The organism is Chromobacterium paludis (genome assembly GCF_008275125.1).
GTDB classification, from domain to species: Bacteria; Pseudomonadota; Gammaproteobacteria; order Burkholderiales; family Chromobacteriaceae; genus Chromobacterium; species Chromobacterium paludis.
The window spans coordinates 3,050,013-3,071,562 of record NZ_CP043473.1 but is presented as its reverse complement, the minus strand read 5'-3'; the positions used below and the strand labels follow the sequence as shown (position 1 = coordinate 3,071,562).

Here is a 21,550-nt window from a genome sequence, read left to right as displayed (position 1 = left end):
AGGCGGCCTTAATTCATCATGCCCAGCGTGCGCGGCAGCCACAGCGAGATCGCCGGGATGTAGGTCACGGCCAGCAGGAAGGCCAGCATGGTCAGCAGCCAGGGCCAGACCGCCACGGTCAGTTCGGTGATGCCCATCTTGGTGATCCCCGAAGCGACGTAAAGGTTCAATCCGACCGGCGGATGGCACATGCCCACCTCCATGTTCACCGTGATCAGGATGCCGAAGTGGATGGGGTCGATGCCTAGCTGCTGGGCGACCGGGAACAGGATGGGCGCCATGATCAGGATGATGGAAGACGGCTCCATCACATTGCCGGCCAGCAACAGCAGGACGTTCACCATCAGCAGGAAGGCGATCGGACCCAGGCCGGCGTCGATCAGCCAGCCCGCCATCATCTGCGGCACGTTTTCCGAGGTCATCAGGAAGGAGAACAGCACGGCGTTGGTGATGATGTAGAGCAGCATCGCCGACATGCTGGCCGAATCCAGCAACACCTTGGGCACCTGCTTCAGCGTCAGATCCTTGTAGACGAAAACGGCGACGATGAAGGCGTAGACGGCGGACATGGCCGCGGCCTCGGTCGGGGTGAAGATGCCGCTGTAGATGCCGCCTATCACCAGCACGATCAGCAGCAGGCCCCAGATGCTCTCGCGCAGCGCCTTCATGCGCTGGGCGAAACTGGCCTTGGGCAGGCGCGGGTAGTCATGCTTGCGGGCGCGGTACCAGGTGGTCAGCCCCAGCAGGCTGGCCAGCATCAGGCCCGGCACCACGCCGGCGATGAACAGCTGGCCCACCGAGGTGTTGGTGGCCACCGAATACATCACCATGGCGATGGAGGGCGGGATCAGGATGCCCAGCGCGCCCGAAGTGGTGATCACGCCGGCGCCGAACTGCTTGGGAAAGCCCTGCTTCACCATGGCCGGCAACAGGATGGAGCCGATGGCCACCACGCAGGCCGGGCTGGAGCCGGATACCGCCGCGAACAGCGCGCAGGCCAGCACGCCGGCCAGGCCCAGGCCGCCGTACCAGTGCCCGACCAGGCTGGTGGCGAAATTGATCATGCGCCGCGCCACGCCGCCGTGGGTCAGGAAATTGCCGGCCAGGATGAAGAAGGGGATGGCCATGATCTCGAACTTCTCGATGCCTGTGAACAGCTTCAGCGCCACCGATTCGACCGGAATATCGGTCATGCCGAACAAATAGCTCAGCACGGTCAGGCCCAGGGCGATGGAGATGGGCATGCCGGTCAGCATCAGGATGACCAGCAGGCCGAAAATGATGAGCACGCTCATTGCCGTTTGCTCCCTTTGCGGTCCTCACCCGGCATATCGCGCGGGTGCAGATTGTCGTCCATGGCGAACCAGTTGCTGTCTTGGGCGACGTCGTCCATGCCCTCCACGTGGGTGTGGTCATGCTTGGGCAGCGCGCCGGTGCGGAGGAAGCCCGCCAGCACCTGCAGGAAGCGGAAGCACATCAGGTAAGAGCCGCAGGGCACGGCCAGGTAGACCAGCCACATCGGCGCCTCCAGGTCCGGCGAGGTCTGATCGGTATGGCCGATGGCCCAGACGAAATTGGCGCCCAGGGTGCCGACCACGCCGGTGAACAACGCGCCGGCCAGCAGGCTGACGACGATCAGATAGGCGCGCTTCTTGTCGGACAAGCGGTTGACCAGCACGTCGACGCCGACGTGGATGCCGGTGCGCACGCCGTAGGCGGCGCCGAATTTCGCCATCCAGACAAATAGATAGATGGTCAGCTCCTGCGCCCAGGCCATATTGATATGGGCGAGGTAGGGTTGAAGAGCGGGTACGCCCGAGCCGTAGCGGTGCAGCACCGCGGCGAAGGTGATCAGGGTGGCGGCCCCCATCAGACAGGCGATCAGCCACTCCTCGAGATGATCGAGGACTTTCAGCATGGCGGTATTCCTAAGCGCATGGAAAAACCGCGCCCCGGCTGGGGCGCGGCCAGGCAGGGCTTACTGGGCGGGGTTGAAGCCGGTTTCCTTGTAAATGGCTTTCAGCAGGTCCGGACCGATGCGGGAGGCCATCTTCTGATGCACCGGCAGCATGGCTTTCTTGAAGGCCTGGCGCTCCTGCGGCGTCGGCACGTAAACCTGGGTCTTGCCGGAAGCCTTGATCGCGGCCAGCGCCTTGTCGTTTTCTTCCTTGGCGATCTGGTTGGCGTAGGTGGAGGCGTCGGCCACGGCGCTGTCCAGCTCGCCGCGGATGTCGGACGGCAGGCCGTCCCAGAACTTCTTGTTGACGATCAGCGCGTAGCCCAGGAAACCGTGCTGGGTCAGCGTCAGGTTCTTCTGCACCTCGTAGGCTTTGCTGGTGTAGAGGTTGGACGCCTCCAGCTCGGTGCCGTCCACCACGCCGGTCTGCAGCGCCTGGTAGACCTCGGAGAAGGCCATCACCTGCGGCAGCGCGCCCAGGGTGCGCATTTCTTCCTCCAGCACCTTGGACGACTGGATGCGGATCTTCATGCCCTTGAGGTCAGCCGGAGTGTGGATGGGCTTGTTGGACGAGAAGTTCTTGAAGCCGTTGTCCCAGTAGGCCAGGCCCTTGATGCCCTTGGACTCCAGCTTGCCCAGCAGCTGCTTGCCGATGGGGCCGTGCATCACCTTGTTGACTTCGTCGTAGTTGTCGAACACATAAGGCAGGTCGAAGACTTCGAATTCCTTCACGCCCAGCGGGCCGAACTTGGCCAGGCTGGGGGCCAGCATCTGCACCGCGCCCAGCTGCAGCGCCTCCAGCTCTTCTTTGTCCTTGTACAGCTGGCTGTTGGGATAGACCTCTACCTTGACGCGGCCGTGGGTGCGCTGCTCCGCCAGCTTTTTGAAATACTCGGCGGCCTTGCCCTTGGGCGTGTTGGGCGCCACCACGTGGCTGAACTTGATGATGATGGGGCCGGCGGCCTGGGCGAAGCCGGACAGGGTGAGGCTGGCGCAGAAGGCCAGGGCGATGTGCTTCAGTTTCATGGGTTTCTCCATCCATTCGGCGGCGTTGTAGATTAAGTCCCGGCTTCAGCCGATGTTCTTGTCGATAAAGTAGAAGCTCTAGCGCGCCTTGGCCATTAGGGAATTCCAGAACATGGGCATGTCGCCCCGGCCGCTGCGCGGCGCGGTATCATCAAGGCCGTACTCCTGTCTGGTGGCCGTCATGTCTTCTTCCGCCTCTGGCGCGCGCCGCGCGCCGCGCATGCTGTGGCCCGGCGTCAGCATCGCGCTGATCGCCCTGCTGCTGGCCCTGTGCAGCCTCAGCTACCTGGTGTACCGCGACTGGCGCGACGAGCAGCAGGACAATCTGATCCAGGAAGTGTTGTGGCTGGAGCAGTCCTTGCGCATGCACCTGGAGGGGCATCAGGAGTGGGCGGACGCGCTGGGGCGTGATATCGCCGCCGGCAAGGTCAGCAGCGAGCGCTTCAGCCAGCTGGCGGCGTTTTACCAGCGCGAAAACCCGGAATTGCTGAGTTTTGAGCGGGTGGGCGTCGATCATCGCGTGGAGTGGGATTCCCACGGCGTGCGCCGCGACGGCCGCCAGCTGAATTCCGCCGAATACGACGCGCTGTGGCGGGCCGGGCGCCTGTTGCGGCCCAGCTATGGCGCGCCCTACCAGGGGGCGGCCGGCAAGTACCGCTTCGACCTGGCCGTGCCCATCGTGCGCGATGGCCGCGTGCTGGGCGGGCTGCGCATCTCTTACCAGCTGGACGCCTTGCTGTATCACCAGGTGCCGTGGTGGATCGCCTCCAAGAACTACATCAGCATCGTCGATCTGGACGGCAAAATCCTGGCGCAGAAATTCGACGCCGCCGAGCAGCCGGGAACGATCACCCACCAAACCAGCTTCGACCCGCCCGGCTTCGGCCTTTATCTGCGGGCCGTCAGTTACCGCAGCGGCCTGGGGCTGACCCTCCCGGTGCTGACCGGCGTCATCGCGCTGTTGCTGCTGACGCTGCTGTACGCGGTGTGGCGCATTCGGCGCCATGTGCGGGAGCGCGCGCAGGCGGAGCAGCGGCTGGCGCAGGAGGTGTCGCTGCGGCAGGCGATAGAGGACTCGATGCATAGCGGCCTGGTGGCCATCGGGCTGGAAGGCGAGATCGTGCGCGTCAACCGCGCCTTCTGCGACATGCTGGGCTTCACGCAGGAGGAACTGGTGGGCAGCCTGCCGCCGCACCCGTTCTGGCCCGCCTCGCAGCACGGCCCGCTGGCCGAGGCCATGGAGGCGGTGCGCGACAACCTCCAGCCGGAGCAGGGCTTCGAACTGACGCTGCGGCGCAAGCATGGCGGCACCCTGGTGGTGCGGCTGTTCGCCACGCCGCTGGTGGGGGAAGACGGCAGCCAGCATGGTTGGATCGCCTCCCTGTTCGACATCACCGAGCGCCAGCGCCAGCGCACGGCGCTGGACGCCGCCCATCGCCGCTTTCTCACCGTGCTGAACGGCCTGGCCGCCGGCGTGTGCGTGGTGGACGAAGGCAGCGGGCAGCTGCTGTACGCCAACCCCGGCTTTGCCGAAATGTGGCTGGTGGGCGACGCCGACGCGCCATGCTGCGTGCTGTTGCCGGGCCTGATGGCCGGCGGGCGCGGAGAGGAATACGCCCAGGAATTCATCGTGGCGCATGAGCACCGCTACCTGCTGATCCGCCGCCGCCGCATCGAATGGGTCAGCGGCGAATCCGCTTGGCTGGCCATCGTCAGCGACGTCACCACCGAGCGCGACCGCGAAGAGCGAGAGCAAGCGCAACAGGAGCGTTTCCAGAACACCGCGCGGCTGATCGCCATGGGCGAAATGGCCTCCACCCTGGCGCACGAGCTGAACCAGCCGCTGACCGCCATCAACACCTACGCGGCCGGCGTGGGCCGCCGCCTGCCGGAAAACTTGGCCTTGCCGCCTGGCGTGCGCGAAGCCATCCACGCCATCGCCGAACAGGCGCGGCGCGCGGCGCAGATCGTCAGCAGCATCCGCGCCTTCGTCAAGAAGCACGAGCCGCAGCTGGAGCGGGTGGAGCCGGCGCGCGTGGTGCAACGCGCGCTGGGCCTGGCCGAACCGCTGGCCGCCAAGCACGGCGTCAGCCTGCAACTGGCGCCGGACCGCCGCCCTTGCCAGGTGGACATGGACCCGGTGTTGATCGAGCAAGTGCTGCTGAACCTGATGAAAAACGCCATCGAGGCGTTGGTGGAAGCCGGCACGGCGCGTCCCGGCGTGGAGCTGCATACCTGCGTGGCGGACGGAAAATGGCGGGTGGAAGTCGTGGACAACGGCCCCGGCCTGGCCGCCGGCATGCAGGACAATCTGTTCACGCCGTTCTACTCCACCAAGCCGGAAGGCATGGGCATAGGCCTCAACATCTGCCGCTCCATCGTGGAATTCCACCGCGGCGAGTTCGGCGCCGTCAGTAGCCAGGAAGGCGGCTGCGTATTCTGGTTCAGCCTGCCTTTGGCCGGAGGGGGACAGAGTTAGGCAGGGGGCTGGTCAAAAGAAATGCCGTCGTGTTAGCATTTGACAGTTGATTCAGACGTATGGGCCGATAGCTCAGCTGGGAGAGCGCTGCGTTCGCAATGCAGAGGTCGAGGGTTCGATCCCCTTTCGGTCCACCAAGGAATATCAAGGGCTTGGCAGAGTTGAAACAGGAAGCATTTTTTTGCAGCTACTGCAAAGATATGCTACCCAGACAAACTGCAAAAATATGCTATCGCCAGGCCTACGTGTGCTGCTCAAGCGTGTTTCCAAGAGCCATGTCACACCGAGTTCCATATCAACACTAACCCGCCAAACGGCGGGTTAGTTTTTTTAATGGGACAGTTTTGTGGGGCAGGATCAAAGCGTAAGATACGCATATGGCAAATCGTTCATACACACAGTGGACCCTCAAGGTCTTGTTCGGCAACAGTGGCAATCAATGTGCTCACCCCGATTGCACTCATCCCGTCATTTCCCCCGGTTCGGAAAAATCCGACGCCGCCGTATTGGCCCAAATCTGCCATATCTACGCCGCTTCTGATAACGGGCCAAGAGGAAAGCCAGACCTCCCTGATGAAGAACGGAACAGCCCCGATAATTTGATCCTCTTGTGCGGTTTCCATCATCCGATGGTGGATACCCAATACCAGGACTACCCCGCAGAACTTTTAAAGCAGTGGAAGCGGGATCATGAAGCAAAATTCCAATCGGACACCGCCGAGGGCATTCAACGCCAAAAGCAGGCCCAACAATTTGCCTTCACGGTTAGACTGACGGATCAGGAGATCGAAGCGGAAGTGCGTCGTATCCGGCAGGCTCGCCATCTAGCAGGATATCCCAGCACCGATAAGGTGCTCGCTTTGTCGACCAATGTCGAAAACAGTGAATTTGCAGGTGGTTCCAAATCCGTAAGGGCCCAAGCTCTAGCCTGGTGCGCCAGGATGCTTTCGCGAGATGAGAATCTAGACCGTGCAAAAGAATTGCTGGCGAAATCGCGCAGCCTTGGAGGGGCTCCAGAAACTAACATAGCTAATGCTTTCATCTTGGCGGCCGAGTCTGGGTCGAGCATGCCAGCGCTACAACTGCTCTCGCCGATTGGAACTCCTGAATCGCGATCCGCCATGCTGCGAATCGTCACTAATGACAAAGGCCCTGAAAATGCTCTGATTTGGGCGAAAAGCGCCGGCTTGGATTTCAGTGCGTTTGATAGCGACGGCAAGCTGAACTTCATCATGAATGAAGAGTTCGCTGGACGCTGGTTAGATGCATACGCACATGTTCAACTGCTGACCCAAACGGACTTTGAAGAAACGCCGGTTCTGAACTTTCCAGCAGCTCATGCGCATCTTGCCCACGTCGTTCCTGAGGAACTTCGGATGCAGGTGCTATATCTGCCGTTCGACGCCGTGCGCTTCCCCATGGCGGACGATCAACAAGCTCTGCGGGACAGGAAGCGGAGCATTGCGCTCTATGAAAAGCAAGCAACTATTGCCGAGGAGTTCGGAGTTATCGAGGCCGCGCGGCTGTGTTCCAAAATGGCCTTGTGGATTCGCCTCCGGGATTCCGAGCTGAATAACGGAGCATTAGAAGTTCTGCGCATGAACATGCGTAACGACACGCTGATGCTCAGTTACTTTCCTCTGGCCGTGCAATTCGGTCTCAAGGTCGACCTCGTTGCCGTAGAGCGTCGCATCAACGAACAGGTTGCACTGACCGGCAAAGGCACGGCCGATACAGCCATGGCCCGCCTCACACTGGCAATGGAGAAAGAAACATCTGCGGCAGCATTCGAATACATCGCCGCACACCGGGACCAGTTGACCGAGTTTTTGGAACGCTCGCGACTTCTTGCTATTGAAATCGAGCTACTGTGCCATTCCCGGCAGATCGAGACGGCAAAAGCGACTCTTGGCCAAGCAACGTCGTCTGAAATCGGCGAGCGTGAGTATGAGCGCTTACAACGCATGATTGCTGAGGCAGAAGGCGCTGACCCAGCCGCCGAACGCCGGAAGCTCTACGAAAAAACTGGCGAATTGCGCGATCTCGTGAACCTAGTCAACTTTCTCGAGCAGGAGAAGGCGTGGCAGGAGCTCTGCCCACTGATTGAAGTGCTGTTCGATCAGACGCACTCGATCGAAGATGCATTTCGTGCGACTCGCGCATTCAACGGCGCTAGTGAAAACAAACGTGCTCTGCAGTTTTTACAACGAATTCCCGACATTGTGGCTCAGGAGAGCGAGCTGCAATCCCTACTTGCATGGGCGCTTTTTCGAGATGGACAACTCAGAGAAGCGTCAGTGATCCTGGCACCATTGCGGGCCAAGCGAGATCACGCCAATGATCGTGCATTGTTCGTCAACCTGGCCATTGCCTTGGGACAGTGGGACACACTGGTTGGGTATACGACTTGCGAATGGGAACAGAGAGATCAACGCACCGCAGAGGAATTACTTCGTGCAGGGCAATTGGCCCAGGCCGTCAATGCACCGCATGCAAGGGAGCTGATTGTAGCGGCAACTGAAGCCTCCCATGATGACCCCCACATCCTGGCGTCGGCGTACTTTCATGCTACGAGTGCCGGATGGGAGGGCGATTCGGAGGTTAGGGACTGGCTGCTGCGAGCCTCAGAAAAGTCAGGCGACCAAGGCCCACTCAAATCGATCACAATGAAAGAGCTTTTTGAGCTCCGACCCAATTGGGATCGTCGCCAGGACCAAACCTATACAGCCTTGAACGCTGGCCAAATTACCATCTCCGGCGCGGCCTATGTGCTGAACCAGTCAATAATCAAAAACTGCTTGTTGGCCCCTGCGATCAATCTGCAGGAGTCCGATGCACGGCGGTGGAGCCTTGTGTACGCATTCAGCGGTGCACGCCCGTCGAGGGTCCAAGTAGAGCTGAGACGCGTGGCTCTCGATCTTACGGCGATTTGCACCTTCGCGCAGCTTGGCCTTCTACCTACTCTCATTACTCACTTCGAACGCGTACTTGTTCCAGACCAGTTGCTGGTATGGCTGTTTCACGAGCGACAGCGTGTCGCGTTTCATCAGCCTAGCCAAGTCAAGGATGCGCAATTCCTCAAGCGTTTGCTTGCGGCCGGTTCCCTTGAAATCTTCGCCCAGCAAAAGCAGGCCAACGCGAGCCTCGCACAAGAGGTTGGGTTTGACCTTGCGTCCATGTTGGAAGCCGCAGTTCAATCTTCAAACTGTACCTATGTCGTCCGCTCCTCACCGGTTCATCGTCTTGGCAGCGTTATGGAAGAGGAGGCTAACCTCACTGCGTATGAAGCATGCTTATGCAGCTGCCAGGCAGTGGTCGAGGCCTTGCGCCTAAGGGGAATGATCACGGCAACCGAGGAGCAACGTGCCTGTTCTTATCTCAAGCTCCATGAGGAACGTTGGCCTAATGAGCCACGCATCCGTGATGGGGCGACCCTTTATCTGGACAATCTCTCCACCACCTACCTGCGCACAACGGGTATTCTCGGGAAGTTGAGGGGTGCTGGCTTCACGGTCTACATCACGAAGTCGCAGGATGATCAAGATAACCAACTTCTTGCTTACGAGAGCTTCGCTAGCGAGCAACTGGCTACCATCGAATACATCCGGACGGTGCTGGCCCCAGCCCTGGCCGATGGGCGGATTGAGACAATAGGGTCGCCCGATCACGATAGCGAAGAGGCGCAGCTACAAGCCCAACTGAACTTTTTGGCTACGGACAAACCGATTGATGCCTTCGTCGTCGATGACCGCTTCGTCAATCGCCACATCCAAATGACCCGCGGCGACCAGCAAACGCCGATCCTGACCAGCCTGGACATAATTGAATACTTGGTCGCTTCCGGTGGCCTTAGCGTCGAGGACGGACGAGAGCACCGGACTACCCTGAGACGATCTGGATACACGTTCGTGCCAGTGCTGGAGGATGAATTGACATATCACCTGCTGCATGCACCACTCGACAACGGATCAATGGTCGAAACCGCCGAGCTTCGAGCGATACGAGAAGCCTCCCAGCGGCTGCGGTTGGCAAGGGTACTGCAAGTTCCCCATGAGCTCGCCTGGCTCAATCAATACACGCTCGCCCTACTTCATGCGGTTCGTACGATCTGGGACACGGAGAGCGACTCTAAGGCGGCAGAGGCCCGCTGCGAATGGCTACTCGGCCAACTCGATATTCGTGGGTGGGCGTCGATTGTCGAGCGAGGCGCTGCAACACAGTTCTCAGTAACGAGCTACGCAGAAATACTTCATGCCCTCTGCTACGCCCCGAAGTTTTCTCTTGGACGGAAAAACGATCTGTATCACAGCTGGATCGATGAACGCATTCTCCAAGAAATCAAAGAAATGGAGCCGGAGATCTTCTATCAGCTCATCGCATCTGCGGCTGAACTGTTTGGAAAAGCGGTGAAAGCTGGATGGAAGGAGGACGAATGACTGACGAGGATGCATACATGTCAATCAGCGTCGAATTTTGACCACCTGTCAGCGTTGAATTTTGACCAGGCATCAGACCGCTTTCCGGCGCTTCTTGAACCGGTAGGAATCGTTCCCCGTCTCCAGAATGTCGCAGTGGTGCGTCACCCGGTCCAGCAGCGCCGTCGTCATCTTCGCGTCGCCGAACACGCTCACCCATTCCCCGAAGCTCAGGTTCGTCGTCACGATCAGGCTGGTCTTCTCGTACAACTGGCTGATCAGGTGAAACAGCAGCGCGCCGCCTGATTCCGGAAACGGCAGGTAGCCCAGCTCGTCCAGGATCACCGCGTCCATCAGCATCAGTTGACGCGACAGGTGCCCGGCTTTGCCGGCGCGCTTTTCATGCTCCAGCAGATTGACTAGGTCCACCGCGTTATAGAACCGCACCCGCTTGCTCTGATGGATCGCCGCCACCCCCAGCGCTGTCGCCAGGTGGGTTTTGCCCGTCCCGGTGCCGCCCACCAGAATCAGGTTGCGCGCTTCCGCCAGGTAGTCGCCGCCGGCCAGCGCGGTCAATCTGTCTGACTGCAGCGGACTTTCCGCCCAGTCAAAGCCTGTCAGATCTCGGTGGTGCGGGAAGCGCGCGGCTTTCATCTGGTAGCTCAGGCTGCGCGCTTGGCGGTCGGCCTGTTCCGCCTCCAACAGTCGCAGCAGCATCGCTTCGCCGGTCAAAGGTTGGCGGCGGGGTTCGGCCATCAGTTCTCCCCAGGCGCTGGCCATCCCGTACAGCTTCAGCGCTTTCAGTTTGCTCAGGGGATCAGTCATGGCAGCCCTCCAGCAACTGGTCGTAACGCGCGCAGTTCGCCGCCGGCGCTTCTTTCAGCTGCAAGTTCTCCATCACGCTCAACGCTGCCGGACGGGCGGGTTCGGTCAGCCGGCGCAGCTCATTCAGAATGATGGGCGCGCTGATAGCCTTGTGCTCCAGCGCCAGCTGGCAGGCCACTTCCAGCGCTTCCAGGCCGGTTTCTCGCGCGGCCAGCAGCAGATCGGCGAAGGCCCGATCGCCTTTGGCTTCTTTCATCAGCGCCTGGCGCACGGTTTCAATCGCCGCCGGCAGCACCCATTCGACAAAGGGCCGGCCATGCCGCAAGGCGCCGGGTTTGGTTTGCAGGATCGGCACGTAGTGCCAGGGTTCGCAGATCCACTGATCCCGCCCGAAGCGACGGTCGTGGCAGGCGATCTCGGCGCCGTCGGCGACGGCGCGGATCTGGCCAGCGCTGACGCGCACCGACACCACCTTGCCCGCCCATTGCGCCGGCACGCTGTAACGATTGCGCTCTATCGTCACCAGGCAGGTGCTGGAGACGCGCAGCGCCTGCTCCACATAGCTGTCGAACGGCATGGCGATCGGCGTCAGCTGCTGCCGCTCGTCTGCCCAGGCTGCGGCCACCGTCACCGGCTGGTGCGGGTGTTGGCGTTGCCCCAGTTCGCGGCAGCGTTGCGCCAGATGGGCATTGAGCGCCGCGAAGTCGGCAAAGCGCGGGGTGGGCGTGAACAGCCATTCCCGGATATTGCCGACCTGATTCTCCACTTGCCCTTTCTCCCAGCCCGATGCCGGCGTGCAGGCCACCGGCTCGAACAGGTAGTGATTGGCCAAAGCCAGGTGGCGGCTGTTGAAACGGCGGGACTTGCCGGTAAAGATGGCGTCCACCACTGCCTTGAGGTTGTCGTAGATCACCTTGCGCGGCGCGCCGCCAAAGAAGGCGAAAGCCTGGACGTGAGCGTCCAGCACCATTTCCTGGGTTTCGCGCGGATAGGCGATGACGAAAGGCTGGCGGCTATAAGCCAGGCGGAAGTGCGCCAGCTTGATGGTCTGGGCGATACCGCCGAGCACCACCTGCTCGTAGCTCCAATCGAATTGGCAAACTTCGCCGGGCGCGAAGAGCAGCGGGACGAAAGCCTGCTTTGGGGTGAGCGTGCCGGGCTGAGCGGCCTTCCAGGCTTTGACGTGGCGCTGGATGCTGTCGTAGGCGCCCCTGTACCCCTCGGCCTGCAGGCATTCGAACAGGCGGCGGGCGGTACGGCGTTGGGCCTTGGGGAGCTGGCTATCGCGCTTGAGCCAGGCGTTCAGCGTGTCCATGAAGGCGCCGAGCCTGGGATGGCGCGGCTGGCGCTGATATTGCGGGGCGGTGGTGGCCTTGAGGTATTTCTTGACGGTGTTGCGGGAGAGGTTGAGGGAGCGGGCAACAGCGCTGATGCTCTCGTTGCCCACCAGGTGACGGCGTCGGATCTTGCCGATGGTTTCCATGCAAATCACTCCAGGTTTGCCCTCGCCAAAAAGACGAAGTGTGGCACATGCCCGGGGTGGTCAAAATTGGACGCTGTTTACCCCGGGAACCTGGTCACTTTTGCACGCTGTTTAACATGTAGATGTCAAAAAGAGAGTCGCGCGTCTAGCGGATACCAAGAATGGGTCTGCAAGGGACGTCCCTCTGTCCAGCAAAGCCATCGAGGCTTTCAACGGCCTCCCGCGCCAGATGGATGGCCGGATTTTCACATTAACGCCGGACGCTGTTTCTCGAGCCTTTAGCCGTGCTGTCACACGGGCAAGAACGGAATATGAGATCGGACAGAAGACCTCGCTAATGGCCAAGGGTTTTGCAGAAGGCCAAGCCATCGACAAGATCAAGTCAGATCCATTTCTTCAAGATCTGCGCCTTCATGATTTACGGCACGAAGCGGCTTTGTTGCATAAATAGGCTTCGGCATGCAAAGCCCCTTTCCCCAGACGGATTTATGGCATGCGCACCGTCATCGGCGTCCCGAGCCGCGTGAAGCGGTTCAAGATCGCCGCTCTCACTTGGAGCTCTGCGACTTGACGGTCGAAGTCCCTTGCCATCACCCGCTCGCCCAGCAGCTTGAAACAGCGCATCTTGGTTTCCACCAGGCTGCGGCGATGGTAACCGCTCCATTTCCTCCAGATCGCTCGTCCCAGGAGCCGGGTAGCACGCAGTATCTCGTTTCGGACATGGGCGCCCAACCGATTTTCCTTCCACGGCTTGGCATTCTTCCGGGTAGGAATCACCGCCTCGGCTTTTCGCTTGGCAATCGCTTCATGGCAGCCTTTGGTGTCGTCGGCACCATCGCCACTGACTGCAGCAATCCTTTCCCCCGCAGGAATCTGGTCCAGCAACTCCGGCAACATTGGCGCATCGCCCACCGCGTTGTCGGTCACTTCAATCGCCCGGATTTCCAGCGTCTGCGCATCAATGCCCAAGTGCACTTTGCGCCACTGACGGCGGTACTCCGCGCCGTGTTTCTTCGTTTTCCATTCGCCTTCACCCATCATCTTGATGCCGGTGCTGTCGATCAACAGGTGCAGCCCGGTCGTGGTTGGACGGCAAGGAATGGCTACCTGCAAATGCTTTTGCCGCCGGCACACGGTGCTGTAGTCCGGCGTTAGCCAGTCCAGCCCCGCCAGTTTGAGCAGGCTTTGCACCATACCCACGGCCTGTCGGAGCGCAAGATTGAACAGGCATTTGATCGTCAGGCAGAACTGAATGGCGGCATCGCTGAAGGTCGGTGTCCTTCCGCGTTTGCCGAGTGCAGAGCCATGCCAGCGCATATCACGGTCCAACCAGATCATCAGCGACCCACGCGCCTTGAGCGCAGCATTGTAGGTCTTCCAGTTAGTGGTCTTGTACTTGGGCGGGGTGGGCTTACTCATGCCGTCATTCTACCCCGCCTGCGGGGAGGGTCATTTGTGCAACAAAGCCCATCCAGTGCCTTAACCGAAGATCAGCCGGCCGGCCATGGCGACGAACACGCCGCCCAGCAAGCTTTTTTGCAGCTTGGCTGCCGGGCGGCGGCCCTGCAGGCGGCGGGCCAGGCCGCTGGCAGCGAAGGCGTAGGCGGTGTCGAATGACAATCCAACCGCGACCAGGATCGCGCCTAGCAGCGCGAATTGCGGCAGCAGCGCGCCATGCGCCGGCGAGACGAATTGCGGCAGGAACAGGGCGCAGAACATCAGGGCTTTGGGATTGAGCAGATTGGTCAGGAAGCCGCGCGCGATGGCGGCGCGAGTGGACTCCGCGGCGGGTGGCGCATCGGCCGGCGCGGGCTGGGCGCGTATCACTTTCCAGGCCAGCCACAGCAGGTAGCCGGCGCCTATCCAGCGCACCGCGCTGAACAGCATGGGGTGGGTGGCCATCAGGGCGGCCAGGCCCAGCCCGGACATCATCACGTGCAGGAAGCGCGAGGCGGCGATGCCTAGCGCGGTCAGCAGGCCCGCGCCGACGCCCCGGCTGGCCGAGGTGGCCATCACCATGGCCATGTCCGGCCCCGGCAAGACATAGACGGCGACCAGGGCGGCAAGGTATAGCGACAGCGCGGACAGGGACAGCATGGCAGGCTCCGGGGCAGGGGAAACAATGCGGCTAGTGTGCGCCTGGCGCGCTGAAATTGCTTTGCTTTCTCTTGCGTGGATGGGTTAGATTTTAGAAGACTCTTTCCTGTATTTTCACAATACGAAATGAATCCTTTAAAAACTGGGCTGGATACTGTGGACCTTGCCTTGATGGACCTGTTGCAGCAGGACGGGCGCCTGTCCAATGCTAAGCTGGCCGAGCAGGTGTCGCTGAGCGAAACGCCATGCTGGCGCCGGCTGAAACGGCTGGAGGGCGAGGGCTATATCGAGGGCTACCGGGCGGTGCTGAACCGCAAGAAGCTGGGCTATGGCGTGCTGGCCTTCGTGCAGGTCGGTTTCGGCAGCCATACCGGCGACGCGCCTTTGCGCTTCGAGGAAATGCTGCAGGCCATCCCGCAGGTATTGTCCTGCCACAACCTGACCGGCGAGTGCGACTATCTGCTGCAAGTGGTGGCCGAAGACCTGGAGGCCTTTGGCGTTTTTGTGCGGGACGTGCTGCGTGAGCTGCCCGGCGTGTCGTCCATCCGCTCGAGCCTGTCCTTGCGCGAAGTGAAGACGCCAAGCCGGCTGCCGCTGAGGGCCTCTGAGGCTTGAGCGCGGCGAGCGCTTGCACCGCGCCTGATCGCCGCGCCCTTACTGCAATCCGTACGAATCAGCCTTCGCTGCGCTCGTGGCCAAGCGGTTTTGCGGTTGCTTGTCCCTGCCACTAGGCAAAGGCTTGCCAGGGGCCGTTGTCCAACGCGGCGAGGCGGAAGGCTTGGCGACAGCCTTGCGCGCCGGCCGCCATCCGGCCGGCCGGGCTGCAGGGGGGCTGGCTGTGCCAAGTAGTCCAAGCGCATAATCGGTCAAATCTCCAACTCTATGGGGTTTTGGCTATGGCGATGTTTCGTTCTGTACTCGTTGCGGCTTGCGCCGTCTTCGCTTTCTCCTGTCAGGCTGATGAACTGAGCGTCGCCAGCTTCGCCGGCGGCGACCTGAACCTTAAGCAACTGGCCGGGCGCAAGGTCTATCTGGCGGGCGAGACGCCAGCCCTGCTGGAGGCGGAGCAAGCGCTGCTGGCGCCGTACCGTGTGGCCTTAAGCTCGAAAGAGCAGGCCGAGGTAGTCGTCTCTACGCAATATCTGGCCGCGTTCGATGACCTGGGCGGCAAATTGACGGGCGACGAGGCGCTGAGAGGCGAATCCATCAGCCGCTTTCATCTGAAAAATCTGCAATGCCTGGGCTCGGCCGGCGGCAGCCTGCTGTCCCGGCTCAACGCCACGCCTTTCTCCACCGGCAAGGGCTCGGGCTTTGTGACGGAGCAGGTGGGAGTGGCCCGCGCCGCGGCCGGCCAGCCGCTGCCGGTGAGCGCCCAGCTGGTAGGCGTCTTGCTGGAGGCCGGCATCGGCATGTTCTCAGCATCGTCCGACACCCGGCCTAAGGGGCCGGATTGCGAGCAGACCTACACCCAGTGCCCGCTCAGCTTCCATTTCTGCCCATTCAGCGAGATCGCCGTCACCACGGCCGAGGCGCAGAGCGGCGATCAGGAGATGAAGCGCTACCGTTGGGTGACCTATAAGAAGCCGCAAAACGGCGTGGACGGCAAGCAGATGCTGGACAGGCACTTGCAGTTCTTGCGCCAAGCCCCCGCCATGCCGGCCGCTTCCCATCCGCAGCTAGATTGATCGCTTCCGCGCGCGGCGGCGTCAGCGCTTGAACGCCAGCACCAGCACGCCGGCGGCCACCAGGCCTATGCCCAGCCATTCGCGCGGGACGGGCCGCTCTCCCAGGAATATCGCGGCGAACACGGCCACCAGGACCAGGCTGAACTTGTCCACAGGCGCCACCTGGGAGGCGTCGCCTATTTGCAGCGCGCGGAAGTAGCAGGCCCAGGACAGGCCGGTGGCGATGCCGGACAGGCCGAGGAACAGCCAGGTTTTGCCGGACAGGGATAGCGGATTGCTCCATTTGCCGGTGAGCCAGACAAACAGCGACAGCACCAGGCCGATGATGCCGGTGCGGATCAGCGTGGCGAGGTCGGAATCCACGCCCTTGATGCCTATCTTGGCGAAGATGGCGGTCAGCGCGGCGAACACCGCGGACAGCGCGGCCCATAGAAACCAGCCGGATGTGGCGAACATGATGGCCTTTGCTTGCGGGAATGGAAGACAAGCGCCAGCCGCGGCCGGCGCGCGTTCCCACTTTACCGGCAAACGCGCGGCCGCGTCATGGGGCAGCCATTCCACATGGGCCAGCTTGTACGGTTGGTCTGGTTTCGCCGCATGGCGCGCGCAAGAAAATCGCCGTGCGTGGTTGGCAGCGTGCGTGAATCGGGGCGCCATATTGCCTTGAGCTGGGAGCGTGGCCGTGCCATGCTTTGTGCAATGCAACAAATTGGGGCGGCGATGACGACGCGAAGAGCGGGCAGACCCGCGCTCAGCCTGGCCCTGCAGGGCGGCGGCGCGCATGGGGCCTTCACCTGGGGCGTGCTGGACGCCCTGCTGGAGGCGGGCATCCATCATTTTGACGGGCTCAGCGGCAGCAGCGCCGGCGCGATGAACGCGACGGCCGTGGCGCATGGCCTGAGCGGCGGCGGGCCGGACGAGGCGCGGGAAACGCTGGCCGCCTTTTGGGGCCGGGTGGGAGAGAGCCTGCCGCAAGAGATGTCGCGGCCGCTGCCGCTGCGCGCCGATTCCGCCGCGCCGCCGGCCCTGGCCATGGCGCTGCGGCTGAGCCAGTGGTTTTCGCCCTATCAGCTCAATCCGCTCGATTACAATCCGCTGCGCGGCATCGTCGAGGGCCTGTTCGACTTTGAGCGCATCCGCCGCGCCTGCCCGGCGCAGCTGTTCGTGGCGGCCACTCATGCCAATAGCGGCCATCTGAGGCTGTTCCGCAACGCCGACCTCAGCGCCGACGCGCTGCTGGCTTCGGCTTGCCTGCCCTCCTTGCAGCAGGCGGTGTGGATAGATGGCGAGCCGTATTGGGACGGCGGCTTCTCCGCCAATCCGGCGGTGTTTCCCTTGTTCAAGTTCTGCCGCAGCGATGACATTCTATTGGTGATGCTGGCCCCGCTGGCGCATGGCGAGACGCCGCGCACGGCGGAGGACATCCAGCGGCGGGCCGCCTTGCTTGGCTTCAACAGCGCCTTCCTGCGCGAGATGCGCTTGTTCGCCCTGATGCGGGACATGGCGGATGGACCGGCGCTGTGGCGCGGCCGGCTGGAGCGGCGGCTGCGGGCCGCGCGTTTTCATCTGATAGAGGCGCATGAGCCGCTGGCCGGCCTGGACGCGTCCAGCCGCGCGCTGACCTATGCGCCGTTTCTGACCTGGCTGCGCGACGAGGGCCGGGCGGCGGCGCAAGCCTGGCTGGCCGAGCATGGCGGCAAGGTGGGGCGTATGGCCAGCGTGGACATCGACCGGCGCTTCCTGCCGGATTTCGCTTGCGCCGGGCCGGGATGAGGCGCGCGGAAAAGGCCCCGCGGCCGGCGGGGCCTGGGCGCTAGGCGAAGGCGTTGTCCAGCACCGGCAGCGGTTTCACGCCATCGCGCGCGGCGATGTATTCCGGCCGGGAATGGCTGGCGTAAAACGGCTGCTGCAGCTGGTTGCTCACGCTGTTGTAGACGAAGAACAGATTGCTGCGCGGGTAGGGCGAGATATTGGACGCGGAGCCGTGCATGGTGTTGCAGTCGAAGAACAGCACGGCGCCGGCCTGGCCCTCGGCCGAGGCCAGGCCGCCCTTGTCCACCAGGAAGCGCAGCGACAGCGGATCGGGCACGCCTATGTTCTGCGCCACCAGCGAGTCCTTGTAGTGCTCGTCCGGCGTGGCGCCGACGCAGGAGATGAAGTCCTTATGCGAGCCGGGCACCAGGAACAGCGGGCCGTTGAAGCGGCTGTTGTCGGCCAGCAGGATGGAGCAGCTGACGGCGCGCATGCGCGGCATGCCGTCCTCGGCGTGCCAGGTCTCGAAGTCCGAGTGCCAGTAGAAGTCCTTGCCGTGGAAGCCGGGCTTGAAGTTGGCGCGCGACTGATGGATGTAGACCTCGTCGGCCAGCAGATCGCGGGCCACGTCGATCAGCCGGCGGTCCGACACCAGGCGGGAGAACAGCGGGCTCAGCTTGTGCGCGGCGAACACCGAGCGCACGGCCTGGCTGCCGGCCTCCCGGATGACTTCCGGGCGCCGGGCGAGGTCGCGGTCGCTCAGCAGGCGCTGCATTTCCGCTTGCATCTGCTGGATCTCGATGTCGCGGAACAGGCCGGGCAGCAGCAGGAAGCCGTCGCGCTCGAAGCTGTCTTTCTGCTCGGCCGTCAGCGCGCAGACCGGCGCGTCGGGCCAGCAGACCGGGTCCAGCCGTTTGAGGATGGCCGGTTCCGCCGCGGTGCGGGTGGGGTAGTGGATGCGCATCTCCATCCCCTTAGTCCACGGCGGCGGGGCTGGGCGCGTAGGCGCCGTCCTCGTCGTGCACTTCGCGGCCGGTGACCGGCGGGTTGAACACGCAGACCAGATGCAGAGTCTCGCTGGCGCGCAGCAGGTGGCGGTCATGCAGGTTCAGGGCGTAGAGCATGCCGGGCTCGATGGCGAAGGTTTCGCCGGTTTCCGTCAGTTCGATTTCGCCCTTGCCGGAGATGCAGTACACGGCCTCCAGGTGGTGCTTGTACCAGATCGGGGTTTCGGTGCCGGCCTTGATGATGGTGTCGTGCATGGAAAATCCCATGCCGTCGTCGGCGGTGAGCAGGCGGCGGCTGATCCAGTTGCCGCCGTCCACGTCGCGGGCGGTGCCTAACAGTTGTTGCAGGTGGCGGACGATCATGCTTGCATCTCCTTGGCTTGAGTGCGGGCCGGGGCGGCGGCCAGGGCGGCGACGACTTGTTCCAGGATGTCGAGGCCGGCGTCCAGCTCCGCGTCGCTGATGGTCAGCGGCGGCAGCAGCTTGACCACTTCGCCGCGCGGACCGGAGGTTTCGATGATGAGGCCCAGGCGGAAGGCCTCTTCGCTGATGATGTCGGCGCTCTCGCCGTCGCGGCAGACTAGGCCCTGGATCAGGCCGCGGCCGCGCACGCTCAGCCCCAGCGCCGGGTGGGCGTCGGCCAGCGCGCGCAGCCGGCGCGACACGCGCTCGCCCTTGGCCAGCGTGGCCTTGGACAGACGGTCGTCCACCCAGTATTTCAACAGGGCTTCGGTGGCGGTGACGAAGGCCAGGTTATTGCCGCGGAAAGTGCCGTTGTGCGCGCTGGGCTGCCAGATGTCGATGTCCGGCCGGATCAGCACGATGGACATGGGCAGGCCGAAGCCGCTCAGCGATTTGGACAGGGTGACGATGTCGGGACGGATGCCGGCCGGCTCGAAGCTGAAGAAATGGCCGGTGCGGCCGCAGCCGACCTGGATGTCGTCGACGATCAGCAGCATGCCGTGCTGGCGGCACAGTTTTTCGATGCGGCGCAGCCAGGTGAAGCCGGCCACATTGACGCCACCTTCTCCCTGCACCGTTTCCAGCAACACGGCGGCCGGCTTGTCCAGGCCGCTGCTGGGGTCGTCCAGCAGCTTGGCCAGCAGCTCGGCCGAATCGGCGCCGCCGTCCAGATAGCCGTCGTAGGGGTGGAAGGTGGTGTTGGCCAACGGCATGCCGGCGGCGTCGCGGAACTTGCGGTTGCCGGTGGCGGCCAGCGCGCCGCCGGTCACGCCGTGGAAGCCGTTGGTGAAGCACACCACATTGCTGCGGCCGGTGACCTGGCGCGCCAGCTTCAGCGCGGCCTCCACCGCGTTGGTGCCGGTGGGGCCGGTGAACTGCGTTTTGTAGCGCAGGCCGCGCGGCTTGAGGATCAGCGCCTCGAAGGTTTCCAGAAAACGGCGTTTGGCCGAGGTGGCCATGTCCAGCCCGTGGACGATGCCGTCGTCCAGCAGATAATCGTTCAGCGCTTGCTTGAGGCCGGCTTCGTTGTGGCCGTAGTTGAGGCTGCCGGCGCCGGCGAAGAAATCGAGGTAGCTGCGGTTGTCTTCGTCTATCAGCCTGGCGCCCTGCGCCTGGCGGAAGACGGTGGGAAAGGCGCGGATATAACCGCGCACCTCGGATTCGAGGCGGTCGAAGGTGGAGAGGTTCATGCCGTGGTCTCCTGAGAGGTGAGTGGACCGAAGCGGTAGAGCACTTCTTCTTCGTGAGGCTGCTGGCCGAATAGCGCGGCCGGGTAGCCCGCGGCGTGATGCAGGGGGTAATGCCGGTGTTCCGCCCAACTGCGGAACATGCGCTGCGAAGCGCGATTGGAAGGGGAGATGGTGGTTTCCAGCCAAAGCGGCGCGTGGCGACGGATCAGCGCGTCCAGCATTTTCTTGGCCAGGCCCTGGCCGCGTTCGCCGGGGGCCACCGCCACTTGCCAGATGAACAGCGTGTCGGCCTGGCCGGGACGGAAGTAGCTGGTGAGGCAGGCCACCAGCCGGCCCTGCCGCTCGGCCACGACGGTGGTGTCGGCGAAATGATCGGCGATCAGCAGGTAGGCGTAAGGGGAGTTGAGTTCCAGCGGCGGCGAGTGCCGTATCAAATCGAACAGGCGGGGTCCGTCTTCGACGGCCGGCGCGCGCAGGATCAATTGTTTATCCATCAAGGGTGGGGGCCTCCTTTTCTTCCGGGAGTGGCAGGGGCGCCGGCGCGATGTCCGGCAGCGTGGAAGCCGGGTACGGCTTCATGTCCATCAGGGCCACCACGCGCTCCAGCGAGGCGGCGATGGTCAGTTGTTCGTCCAGCGGCAGTTGCGCCAGCGACAGCGCCAGCTGGTATTGCAGCGGCGAGGCGTCGCTGTTGGCCAGCGCGTTGCCCAGCTCGGTCGGCGCTATCCACACCAGGCGGCGGTCTTCCTGATCGCGGCGGCGGGTCACCAACTGGCGCTGTTCCAGCCGGTCCACGATGCCGACCACGGTGCTGGCGCTCATGCCGACGCGCTCCGCCAGCGCCAGCACCGGCTGCGCGCCTTCTGCCACCAGCTCGCGCAGGCAGATCAGCTGCGGCGCGGTGACGTTGTGCTTGTCCAGCAGCGCCTTGGAGTGCTGTTCCGCGCTGCGGATGATGCGGCGCAGGGCCTTGAGAATGCGCAGGTCGATATCGTGTTCGGGCATGGCGGCAAATCCGTATAGGTCATTCAGGTACTCATGATTCGCATGCGAATCTTTATAAAATTAAACACAAAGAAAACGGGATGTAAACCGGAAAGGGCGGTGTGGCGCGGCCGGCAAGCCGCGAAATCGGCCGAGAAAGGGTAGTTTGGACGGGCTGCGCGGCGGCC

The 21,550-nt window shown here is 62.8% G+C and carries 18 protein-coding genes and 1 tRNA gene; 6 read left to right on the top strand and 13 right to left on the bottom strand.

Annotated elements, in window-relative coordinates; all coding sequences use genetic code 11:
• Positions 1 to 8 precede the first annotated feature (8 nt).
• The 3 genes from FYK34_RS14510 to FYK34_RS14500 are packed head-to-tail and all read right to left on the bottom strand — an operon-like array spanning position 9 to position 2,983.
• Entirely contained in the window at positions 9 to 1,295 is a 1,287-nt protein-coding gene (locus tag FYK34_RS14510; protein ID WP_149297575.1) for a TRAP transporter large permease, read from the bottom strand.
• Complete coding sequence (locus tag FYK34_RS14505) at positions 1,292 to 1,918, bottom strand: TRAP transporter small permease (protein WP_149297573.1); 627 nt, start codon at positions 1,916 to 1,918, stop codon at positions 1,292 to 1,294. The genes FYK34_RS14510 and FYK34_RS14505 overlap by 4 nt, the downstream gene beginning before the upstream one ends.
• 60 nt (positions 1,919 to 1,978) lie before the next feature.
• Positions 1,979 to 2,983 carry a TRAP transporter substrate-binding protein gene (locus FYK34_RS14500; protein ID WP_149297571.1) on the bottom strand — a complete coding sequence of 335 codons (1,005 nt, stop codon included), beginning with the start codon at positions 2,981 to 2,983 and terminating at the stop codon, positions 1,979 to 1,981.
• Positions 2,984 to 3,164: 181 nt separating this feature from the next.
• Here FYK34_RS14500 and FYK34_RS14495 point away from each other — a divergent pair, with 181 nt between their 5' ends.
• From FYK34_RS14495 to FYK34_RS14485, 3 genes are all read left to right on the top strand, one after another.
• A complete protein-coding gene (locus FYK34_RS14495; protein WP_196782498.1) occupies positions 3,165 to 5,462 on the top strand; it encodes a sensor histidine kinase in 2,298 nt (765 codons plus the stop codon).
• Positions 5,463 to 5,523: 61 nt separating this feature from the next.
• Positions 5,524 to 5,599, top strand: a tRNA-Ala gene (locus FYK34_RS14490).
• Positions 5,600 to 5,839: 240 nt separating this feature from the next.
• On the top strand, positions 5,840 to 9,898 hold the full coding sequence (locus FYK34_RS14485) for an HTH domain-containing protein (protein WP_149297569.1): 4,059 nt from the start codon (positions 5,840 to 5,842) through the stop codon (positions 9,896 to 9,898).
• Between the two features lie 72 nt (positions 9,899 to 9,970).
• On the opposite strand, the gene istB is transcribed toward FYK34_RS14485, so the two are convergent.
• The 4 genes from istB to FYK34_RS14465 all read right to left on the bottom strand — a co-directional run bounded on the left by istB (position 9,971) and on the right by FYK34_RS14465 (position 14,282).
• Complete coding sequence (gene istB / locus FYK34_RS14480) at positions 9,971 to 10,702, bottom strand: IS21-like element helper ATPase IstB (protein ID WP_149295554.1); 732 nt, start codon at positions 10,700 to 10,702, stop codon at positions 9,971 to 9,973.
• Positions 10,695 to 12,185: an IS21 family transposase gene (istA, locus tag FYK34_RS14475; RefSeq protein WP_149295553.1), complete on the bottom strand. Its 1,491-nt coding sequence runs from the start codon at positions 12,183 to 12,185 to the stop codon at positions 10,695 to 10,697. Before istA ends, istB begins: the two co-directional genes overlap by 8 nt.
• A 486-nt stretch (positions 12,186 to 12,671) precedes the next feature.
• A complete protein-coding gene (locus tag FYK34_RS14470; RefSeq protein ID WP_149297567.1) occupies positions 12,672 to 13,604 on the bottom strand; it encodes an IS5 family transposase in 933 nt (310 codons plus the stop codon).
• 60 nt (positions 13,605 to 13,664) lie between these two features.
• Positions 13,665 to 14,282 (bottom strand): LysE family translocator, encoded by a 618-nt coding sequence (locus FYK34_RS14465; protein ID WP_149297565.1) that lies wholly within the window; start codon positions 14,280 to 14,282, stop codon positions 13,665 to 13,667.
• A 126-nt stretch (positions 14,283 to 14,408) separates the two neighbouring features.
• On the opposite strand from FYK34_RS14465, the gene FYK34_RS14460 reads away from it, so the two are divergent.
• Both FYK34_RS14460 and FYK34_RS14455 read left to right on the top strand, forming a co-directional pair.
• The gene (locus FYK34_RS14460; protein WP_149297563.1) at positions 14,409 to 14,897 is read left to right on the top strand and encodes an Lrp/AsnC family transcriptional regulator; all 489 of its coding nucleotides are present in this window, start codon (positions 14,409 to 14,411) and stop codon (positions 14,895 to 14,897) included.
• 287 nt (positions 14,898 to 15,184) lie between these two features.
• On the top strand, positions 15,185 to 15,967 hold the full coding sequence (locus FYK34_RS14455) for a hypothetical protein (protein ID WP_149297561.1): 783 nt from the start codon (positions 15,185 to 15,187) through the stop codon (positions 15,965 to 15,967).
• 21 nt (positions 15,968 to 15,988) lie between these two features.
• On the opposite strand, the gene FYK34_RS14450 is transcribed toward FYK34_RS14455, so the two are convergent.
• A complete protein-coding gene (locus tag FYK34_RS14450; protein WP_149297559.1) occupies positions 15,989 to 16,423 on the bottom strand; it encodes an EamA family transporter in 435 nt (144 codons plus the stop codon).
• 264 nt (positions 16,424 to 16,687) lie between these two features.
• Here FYK34_RS14450 and FYK34_RS14445 point away from each other — a divergent pair, with 264 nt between their 5' ends.
• The gene (locus FYK34_RS14445; RefSeq protein ID WP_149297557.1) at positions 16,688 to 17,740 is read left to right on the top strand and encodes a patatin-like phospholipase family protein; all 1,053 of its coding nucleotides are present in this window, start codon (positions 16,688 to 16,690) and stop codon (positions 17,738 to 17,740) included.
• 40 nt (positions 17,741 to 17,780) lie between these two features.
• Here FYK34_RS14445 and thpD read toward each other — a convergent pair whose 3' ends face one another.
• The 5 genes from thpD to FYK34_RS14420 are packed head-to-tail and all read right to left on the bottom strand — an operon-like array spanning position 17,781 to position 21,383.
• Positions 17,781 to 18,683: an ectoine hydroxylase gene (gene thpD, locus FYK34_RS14440; protein WP_149297554.1), complete on the bottom strand. Its 903-nt coding sequence runs from the start codon at positions 18,681 to 18,683 to the stop codon at positions 17,781 to 17,783.
• Between the two features lie 10 nt (positions 18,684 to 18,693).
• Positions 18,694 to 19,089: an ectoine synthase gene (locus FYK34_RS14435; RefSeq protein ID WP_149297552.1), complete on the bottom strand. Its 396-nt coding sequence runs from the start codon at positions 19,087 to 19,089 to the stop codon at positions 18,694 to 18,696.
• Positions 19,086 to 20,378, bottom strand: a complete 1,293-nt coding sequence (ectB, locus tag FYK34_RS14430; RefSeq protein ID WP_149297550.1) for a diaminobutyrate--2-oxoglutarate transaminase — start codon at positions 20,376 to 20,378, stop codon at positions 19,086 to 19,088. The genes FYK34_RS14435 and ectB overlap by 4 nt, the downstream gene beginning before the upstream one ends.
• Positions 20,375 to 20,872 carry a diaminobutyrate acetyltransferase gene (gene ectA / locus FYK34_RS14425; protein ID WP_149297548.1) on the bottom strand — a complete coding sequence of 166 codons (498 nt, stop codon included), beginning with the start codon at positions 20,870 to 20,872 and terminating at the stop codon, positions 20,375 to 20,377. The genes ectB and ectA overlap by 4 nt, the downstream gene beginning before the upstream one ends.
• Positions 20,865 to 21,383 carry a MarR family winged helix-turn-helix transcriptional regulator gene (locus tag FYK34_RS14420; protein WP_149297546.1) on the bottom strand — a complete coding sequence of 173 codons (519 nt, stop codon included), beginning with the start codon at positions 21,381 to 21,383 and terminating at the stop codon, positions 20,865 to 20,867. The genes ectA and FYK34_RS14420 overlap by 8 nt, the downstream gene beginning before the upstream one ends.
• Positions 21,384 to 21,550 lie beyond the last annotated feature (167 nt).